The sequence below is a fragment of the Salinigranum sp. genome, from assembly GCF_041641895.1.
GTDB lineage: Archaea > Halobacteriota > Halobacteria > Halobacteriales > Haloferacaceae > Salinigranum.
In genome coordinates, this window is the sequence record NZ_JBEPXO010000024.1 from 35,118 (window position 1) to 43,002 (window position 7,885).

6 protein-coding genes are annotated in these 7,885 nt (G+C 67.6%); 4 read left to right on the forward strand and 2 right to left on the reverse strand.

The features are described 5' to 3' along the window. Positions 1-20: 20 nt before the first annotated feature. Both ACESK5_RS07250 and ACESK5_RS07255 read left to right on the forward strand, forming a co-directional pair. Positions 21-1,829 carry a hydantoinase B/oxoprolinase family protein gene (locus tag ACESK5_RS07250; protein ID WP_372910885.1) on the forward strand — a complete coding sequence of 603 codons (1,809 nt, stop codon included), beginning with the start codon at positions 21-23 and terminating at the stop codon, positions 1,827-1,829. Further along, positions 1,826-3,892: a hydantoinase/oxoprolinase family protein gene (locus ACESK5_RS07255; RefSeq protein WP_372910886.1), complete on the forward strand. Its 2,067-nt coding sequence runs from the start codon at positions 1,826-1,828 to the stop codon at positions 3,890-3,892. Before ACESK5_RS07250 ends, ACESK5_RS07255 begins: the two co-directional genes overlap by 4 nt. A gap of 110 nt (positions 3,893-4,002) precedes the next feature. Here the strand turns inward: ACESK5_RS07255 and ACESK5_RS07260 are convergent, their stop codons facing one another. Both ACESK5_RS07260 and ACESK5_RS07265 read right to left on the reverse strand, forming a co-directional pair. Beyond that, the gene (locus ACESK5_RS07260; RefSeq protein ID WP_372910887.1) at positions 4,003-4,914 is read right to left on the reverse strand and encodes an ABC transporter permease; all 912 of its coding nucleotides are present in this window, start codon (positions 4,912-4,914) and stop codon (positions 4,003-4,005) included. A gap of 54 nt (positions 4,915-4,968) precedes the next feature. After that, the gene (locus ACESK5_RS07265) at positions 4,969-6,414 is read right to left on the reverse strand and encodes an extracellular solute-binding protein (protein WP_372910888.1); all 1,446 of its coding nucleotides are present in this window, start codon (positions 6,412-6,414) and stop codon (positions 4,969-4,971) included. Positions 6,415-6,581: 167 nt separating this feature from the next. On the opposite strand from ACESK5_RS07265, the gene ACESK5_RS07270 reads away from it, so the two are divergent. Beyond that, positions 6,582-7,562: an asparaginase gene (locus ACESK5_RS07270; RefSeq protein WP_372910889.1), complete on the forward strand. Its 981-nt coding sequence runs from the start codon at positions 6,582-6,584 to the stop codon at positions 7,560-7,562. 49 nt (positions 7,563-7,611) lie between these two features. Beyond that, the coding region (locus ACESK5_RS07275; protein ID WP_372910890.1) for an SDR family NAD(P)-dependent oxidoreductase at positions 7,612-7,885 on the forward strand (274 nt) is incomplete at its 3' end.

Sequence of the window (7,885 nt, forward strand, 5' to 3'; positions counted from 1 at the left end):
CCTGTGTGTCACTCTCCCTGATGCCCGATACGCGAGACATCGACCCGATCACCCTGTCGGTCGTCCAGGGTGGGCTCGAGACGGCGCAACGGGAGATGACGACGACGATGATGCACACGGCGCGCTCGTCGGTCCTCAACATCGCCCGCGACTACTCGAACGCCCTCTTCGACAAGGAGGGCCAGATGCTCATCCAGGGACAGGACATTCCCATCCACCTAGGGAGCCTCATGCCCGCCACCAAGGCCGTCATCGAGCGCTTCCGCGACGACGTCGAACCGGGAGACGTGATGTACCACAACGACCCCGCCTGGTCCGGTAGTCACATCCTCGACTGCTGCATGTACAAGCCAGTCTTCGTCGACGGCTCCCTCGAGTACTGGACGGTCTCGAAGGGCCACATGACCGACATCGGCGGGCCCGTCCCCTCCGGCTACAACCCCGAGGCGACCGAGATTTACGCCGAGGGGCTTCGCATCCCCCCGATAAAGCTCTGGGAGGGTGGCGAGTTGCGCGAGGACGTCCGCGACCTCCTCCTCGCGAACGTCCGCTCCGCCGAGGACTGGCGCGGCGACCTGAACGCCCAGCACGGCGCGGTCCAGATCGGCGAGCGTCACCTCCACCGCCTCGTCGACCGGTACGGTCTCGACACCGTGAACGCCTGCTTCGACCGCCTCCTCGACCGCGCGGAGGAGGCCATGCGCGACGAGATAACGAGCATCCCCGACGGCACCTACGAGGGGACCGTCCCCCTCGAGGACTCGGGTCACGGGCTCGGGGAGGTTGACATCACGGCCCGCGTCACCATCACCGCTGACGAGGCCCACGTCGAACTCGACTCGCCCGAACAGCTGCCGTACTACATCAACTCGTACGCCGCGAACTCGGTGTCGGGAGTGTACCTCGGCTTCATGATGTTCATGCAGCTGGACCCGCCGTACAACGAGGGGCTGTACCGCCCCATCACGACCGACGTCGGGGAGCCGGGGACGATGACGAACGCGCAGGAACCCGCCCCGCACGTCAACTGCACGACGACGCCGAGCGAGACCATCACGGACGCCGTCCGCACCGCGCTGGAGAACGCCGAACCCGAGCGTGCGGTGGCCTCGTGGGGACACACGAGCGGCGTCAACATCGCCGGGACCCGTCCGGACAACGGCAACACGTACACGACGATGGTGCTGGCCTCCATCATCAGCGGCGCCGGCGCCTCCCACGACATGGACGGCTGGCACTCCCGGGGGCCGCTCTGCTGCTTCGGCGCGCTCTCGTCGGGCGACGTCGAGGTGATGGAGCACATGTACCCCATCGTCCTCCACCGCTACTCGCTGCGACCCGACAGCGGTGGCGCGGGCCGCCAGCGCGGCGGCTGTGGCACCATCTGGGAGGTCGAACCCCGCGACCACGACATGCAGGTCATCATGTGGGGCGAGGGGCGGAAGAACGAGACGCCCAACGCACTGGGCTCGTACAACACCCTCACGGACCCCAAACTCGGCTTCGTCGAGGTGGACCGTACCGACGGCTCCCGGGAGGAGTACCGCGAGAACGCCATCGTCACCATCGGCCCCGGTGACCGCGCCCGCAACTACAACCCGGGCGGCGGTGGCGTCGGCGACCCGCTGACGCGGCCCGCCGAGGCTGTCCTCGAGGACGTCACGAACGGAATCGTCACCCACGAGGGTGCTGAAGCGGAGTACGGCGTCGTCGTCGTCGACGGGACGGTGGACGAGGCCGCAACCGAGAGAGCCCGTGCCGCACGGGCGGACGGTGGCGACGGAGTGGCTCTGGATGCGACCGACGCGACCGAGGAGGGAGCGCGATGAGCTATCGGCTGGGCATCGACTCGGGCGGGACGTTCACCGACTTCGTGCTCGCCGGCGACGGCACCGTCGAGGTACACAAGACGCCGTCGACGCCGTCGGACCCCTCGCAGGCGGTCCGCGACGGCCTCGCACTCGTCGCCCGGGAGCACGACACCGACGTCCCGGGGCTGCTCGACGACATCGACATCATCATCCACGGGACGACGGTGGCGACGAACGCCCTCATCGAACACACGGGCGCGAAGACGGGGCTCGTCTGCACTGCCGGCCACGAGGACTCGCTCGAGATCAGACTGGGACACAAGGAGGACGGTCACCGCTACGACATGAACTACCCGATGGCCGAGATGCTCGTCCCCCGGTCCCTCCGGATGCCCGTCCGCGGGCGGATGCTCGCCGACGGCTCCGAGCACGAACCGCTGAACGAGGCCGACGTCTACGAGGCGGTCGAGCACTTCCGCGAGGCGGGGGTCGAGGCCGTCGCCGTCTCGCTCGTCTGGTCGTTCGAGAACCCCGCACACGAGGAACGCGTCCGGGAGATTCTCACCGAGGAACTGCCCGACGTGTTCACGTCCTTCTCGGTGGACGTCCTCCCGCAGGTGCGCGAGTACACGCGGACGAGCACCACCGTCGTCAACGCGTACGTCAAACCGACGCTCGACCGGTACGTCGCCCGCGTCGACGACTACCTCGCAGAGCAGGGGTTCGCCGGCGAAGTACGGTACATCCAGGCCAACGGCGGCATCGCCAGCAGCGACACGCTCCGGACGCGGCCCGCGTACGCCATCAACTCCGGGCCGGCCGGCGGACCCGCGGCCGGCCTCCACCTCGGGCGACAGTTCGGCTCCGAGGACGTCATCACCGTCGACATGGGCGGGACGAGTTTCGACGTGAGTCTCACGCGTGACGGCTCCACCGAGGTCCGGAAGGACTTCGACCTGATGCGCTACCGGATGGGCCTCCCCATGCTCCACGTCGAGACCATCGGCGCCGGCGGTGGCTCCGTCGCCTCGCTCGACCGGGGCGTCCTCCAGGTCGGGCCACAGAGCGCGGGTGCCGAACCCGGCCCCGCCTGCTACGACCGGGGCGGCACGCGACCGACCGTGACGGACGCGCTCATGGTCCTCGGCTACCTCAACCAGGAGGAACTCCTGGGCGGCCGGATGCCCATCGACAGCGACGCCTCTAGGCGCGCTATCGAAGAGCACGTCGCGAGCGCGTCACGCCTCGACGTCGAGACGGCCGCGGCGGGCATCCTCGAAATCGTCACGAAGAACATGGTCGACGGCATCCGGCAGGTGAGCATCGAGAAGGGTCACGACCCGCGCGACTTCACGATGGTCTGTGGCGGCGGCGCCGGCCCGGCACACGCGACGGCGCTGGCGGGCGAACTCGGCGTCGGACGCGTCCTCGTCCCGAAGACGGCGAGCGTGCTCTGTGCGTACGGCGAGGTGGTCTCGAACTACAAGCACAACCGGCTGGCGTCGTACCCCTCGCGCATCGAGGACGTCGACGCCGCCGACCTCGAAGCGCGCTTCGCCGAACTCGAGGCGGAGGCACGGGAGAAGCTCGCGGCGGAGGGAATCGCCCCCGAGGACGTGGAACTCCAGCGGGTGTTCGAGATGCGCTACCGCAACCAGATCAAAGAGTGCGAGGTGACGATGCCGGCAGTCGAGATAACCAAGGAGTGGCTCGGGGAGCTCAGAGAGGCGTTCGACCGCAGGCACGAGGAGCTGTACACCTACGCCGAACCCGACACCCCGGTCGACGTCATCAACATCGAGAGCGTCGCGTACGGCGCCGTCAGCCCGCCGGACATCAGCGGCGGCCTCCCGACCGACGGGACGGTGGCCGACGCCCGAATCGGGAGTCGCGACGCGTACTTCGAGGCCGCGGGCGGCTTCACCGAGACGGCGGTGTACGACGGCGCGAAGGTTCCCGCGGGCGCAGAACTCGTCGGCCCGGCTATCGTCGAGGAGGCGACAACCACGATGGTCGTCGACCCCGGATGGCGGGCGCGCCTCGACGACGCGGGCGTCTACGAACTGACCGTCGAGGACTGAACGGAGCCGACCGGCTCACCGCGCGGCGTTTTACTCGACACAGTAGACGGGCGTCGGACAGTGAAAACGCGGGTCGGTCCCTCGCGGGTCGTCGTTCGGAGCGGCCGCGTTCAGCTTCGGGCGATTTTGCTGATGTCGACGAACCGGGTCAGGACGTAGACGATGGCGAAGATGATGACGAGCAGCGAGATGGAGAGCGCCGCGGCGTTCGGGTAGTTCAGCCCGTTGTTCACCGCGAGGTAGATGAGCGTCGTGATGGTCCCCTTCCCGCCCGAGAGGAACTGCGGGACCGTGAAGTCGCCGATGGAGAGGACGAACACGAAGATGACGCCGATGGCGACGCCGGGCATCGACAGCGGCAGGGTGACGTGTCTGAACGTCTCGATGGGGCCGCCCCGGAGCGTCTCCGAGGCGTCGAGGAGGTCCTCGTCGATCTGTGACAGCGAGATGTAGATGGGAGCGGCCATGAACACCACGTAGGCGGCGAGGTAGCCGACGATCTGTGAGAACGGCGAGAACAGGAGGAAGTCGAGCGGTCCGCCGATCAGTCCGACCTGGATGAGCAACTGGTTGATGATGCCCGTCCGGCCGAGGATGGGGTACCAGCCGATGGTCCGCACCACGGCGGAGGTCCAGAAGGGGATGACCAAGAAGAGCAAGAGGAGGATACCACCGTTCTGCGTGGTGTAGAAGCGGAGGTAGTACGCCAGCGGGTAGCCGAAGACGAGCGTCACGGCCGTGACGGCCACCCCGATGAGCAGCGACCGGACGAACACGTCGTAGATGGTCGGCTCGAAGACCGAGAGCCACGCGTTCAGCGTGAACTCGTTGATGACGTTGAAACTGGAGTAGGTCAGGAAGCTGTAGTAGAGGATGACCACGAGCGGTGCGAGGAGGAACACGACGAACCACACGACGGTGGGGGTGACGAGGCCGGCGACCTCGCCGAACCCGCCGAGTCGACTGCCGAGTCCAGTCGCGGTCGGTTCGTTCTGCTCGCTACTCGCCGATTCGGTTGCCATAGTATCCGGCATGTTATCGACCCTCAAAAACCTATTTGTAGTTCGTTCGTCGGTTCAGGCGCTCGTGAACTCCTGCCAGCGGCTGAGCATGTAGTCGGCGTTGCTCGGCCAGATCTGGAAGAAGCCGAGGCGGTCGATGCGCTCCTCGATGGGACCGGAGTCACGAACCTTGCCGTCCGAGGCGGGGTCGCCCTCCTCCATCGACCACTCGTACGTCTGGGGGTCGAACAGACCGGGTTCGGCCACCGACTGGTAGGTCGCGGTGCCCTCGTACGCCCAGTCGTAGTACTCGGGCCCCATGCCCTGTCCGGACTCGTCGGAGCCGTCGCGGACGAGTTCCGTGTTCGGGTAGTGCGGGACCGAGTAGCCCCAGCCCTGGATGAAGCCGGGGAACCACGCGCCGAAGTGGACGTCGTTGATGAGGGTGTGGACCTCGTCGACGTTGTCTCTCGAACTCGCCCCGGGGTTCGTCGGCGCGATGCCGCCGTACCAGTAGCGGTACCCCTGCACGCCCTCGCTCATCGTGGCGTAGGTGCAGGGCGTCCCGGCGCGGCGGACGTCGAGGCAGGCGGGCTGCCAGATGTCGCCGAGGACGGCCTCCTCCGAAGACATCAGGTTGACGGAGTTGCCGTACGCGACCCACGTCGACCGGAACTGGCCGGCCTCCTTCTCCTTGATGAGGAAGTCGACGGCCGCGTCGAGCTGGTCCTCGGTCGGGTCGTTCAGGTCGCCCACGTCGGCGTCGATCATCCCGTTGTCGAGGAGGTGCATGAGTGCCTCGGGGATGGAGATGGCCGACGTCGCGCCCATCGCGACTTTCCCGGCGTACTGGTCGTCGAACAGCGCCGACCACTTCGTGACGGCGTCGACGTCGACGAGTTTGGGGTTCAGCCCGATGGCGTCGAAGTTGTACACGTGCGGCGGGAACAGGAGTTCGGTCTTGTCCTCGTTGGCCCACAGTTCGTTCAGCAGCGTGTCGGTCTGCGCGCCGAGATAGCCGACCCGCTCGCCGGGGTTCGTGAAGAGCTCCGTGATCTTGCTCTCGTCCCACTTGTCGAGCGCGTCCACCGGGACGGTCAGCGAGGCGTCGTTGTCCTGGGTGAGGGCACCCGCGCCGGACGTGTCGAGCGAGAACGCGTCGAAGCCCTCGCGGTCACCGCTGAGGAGCTTCTGCTGGGTGGTCGGGATGTCGGCGTTCGTGATCTGTATCTCGTTCCCCGTCATCTCGGTGAACTTGTCACCTTGACCGTCGCGAACGGCCCACGCCGGACCCATCCACTTGATGGGACGGGAGCCGCTGCTGGCGTCGCCACCACCACCGCCACCGCCGCCGTCGCCGCCGTTTCCACCGTCGCCGCCACCGCCGTTGCCGCCGTTTCCACCACCACCGCCGCCGTTTCCACCGTCGTTTCCGCCTCCGGTACAGCCGGCCAGCCCGACTGCGCCGGCGGTCACTCCTGCGTGCAACATGAAGTTGCGTCTGCTAATGCCACGGGACATGGTACCACATCGTAGCTGGGGTATATATAACTTCATATGAGAATGTGTATAATCTAGTACTAGACGACTTAATACTCGATACGAGGTGCACTACGGCGCGAGAGAACCAACGAACGGTCACCCGCCGCGGCGAAAGAACTAATCCCTCTATCCGTGGTGTACCTCTCATGGCACACGTCACGGTACTCGGGACCGGTGGGACCATCGCCAGCACCTCGAAGGAGTCGGGAGCGACCCCCGAACTCTCCGGAGCGGACCTCGTCGACGCCGTCCCGGACCTCGAACAGTACGCGACGCTCTCCGTCGAGGAAGTCGCACAGGTCCCGAGTTTCGACATGGACTTCGCCACCGTCGCCCGGGTGGGACGGGCGGCCGAGCGTGCGGTCGACGACGGGGCCGACGGCGTCGTCGTCACCCACGGTACCGACACGATGGCGGAGTCGGCGTACCTGCTGGACTCGACGCTCGACCTCGATGCGCCGGTCGTCTTCACGGGCGCCCAGCGCCGCCCCGACCAGGTGAGCCCCGACGGGCCGTCGAACCTCCTGACCGCCGTTCGCGCGGCGGTTCACGACCGCATCTCCTCACGGGGCGGCGTCTACGTCGCGTTCGACGAGGAGTTACACGCCGCCCGCGACGTCTCCAAGACCCACACGAGCGCGCTGGCGACGTTCGCCTCGCCGAACGCCGGCCCCGTCGCCACCTTCAGACCCGGTCCGGTCCGGTTCTACCGCGACCCCGGCCGGCGCTGTGTCCACGTCCCCGTCCGTGAACCGACCGCTCGCGTCGAGGTGGTGACGACCGGCATCGGCGTCGACGCGGAAGCCGTCGAGCGCGCCCTCGACGCGGACGTGGACGGCCTCGTCCTCGAAGGGACCGGACTCGGCAACACCACGAGTGCGCTCGGAGACGCGGTCGGCCGTGCCGTCGGACGCGGCGTCCCCGTCGTCGTCACCTCGCGCTGCGGCGCCGGCGGCGTCGCCCCCGTCTACGGCACCCCGGGCGGCGGCGCGACGCTGGCCGACCACGGCGCCATCCCCGGCGGGGACCTCCCGGCACAGAAGGCACGACTCACGCTCGCCCTGGCGCTGACCGCCGTCGACGACCCCGTCGACACCGAGGCCGTCGCCTCCTACTTCCCCGTCTGAGCCACCCACGCAGCGATAACTACTTGCTCCGTTCGTGTGAGCAACTCACATGACACGCCTCGCCGAGAGTGTCGCGCTCGTCACGGGCGCCAGTTCGGGAATCGGAAACGCCATCGCCACGACCTTCGGACGGGAGGGAGCGAGCGTCGTCCTCGCCGACGTCAGGCGCGACCCCAAACTCGACGACGAGGAGTCGGTGTTCGACCGCCTCGACGCCGTCGGCGCCGACTACACGTTCGTCGAGACGGACGTCACCGACGAGGCGGACGTGAAGAACGCCGTCGACACTGCCGTAGAGACGTTCGGCGGCCTCGACGTCCTCG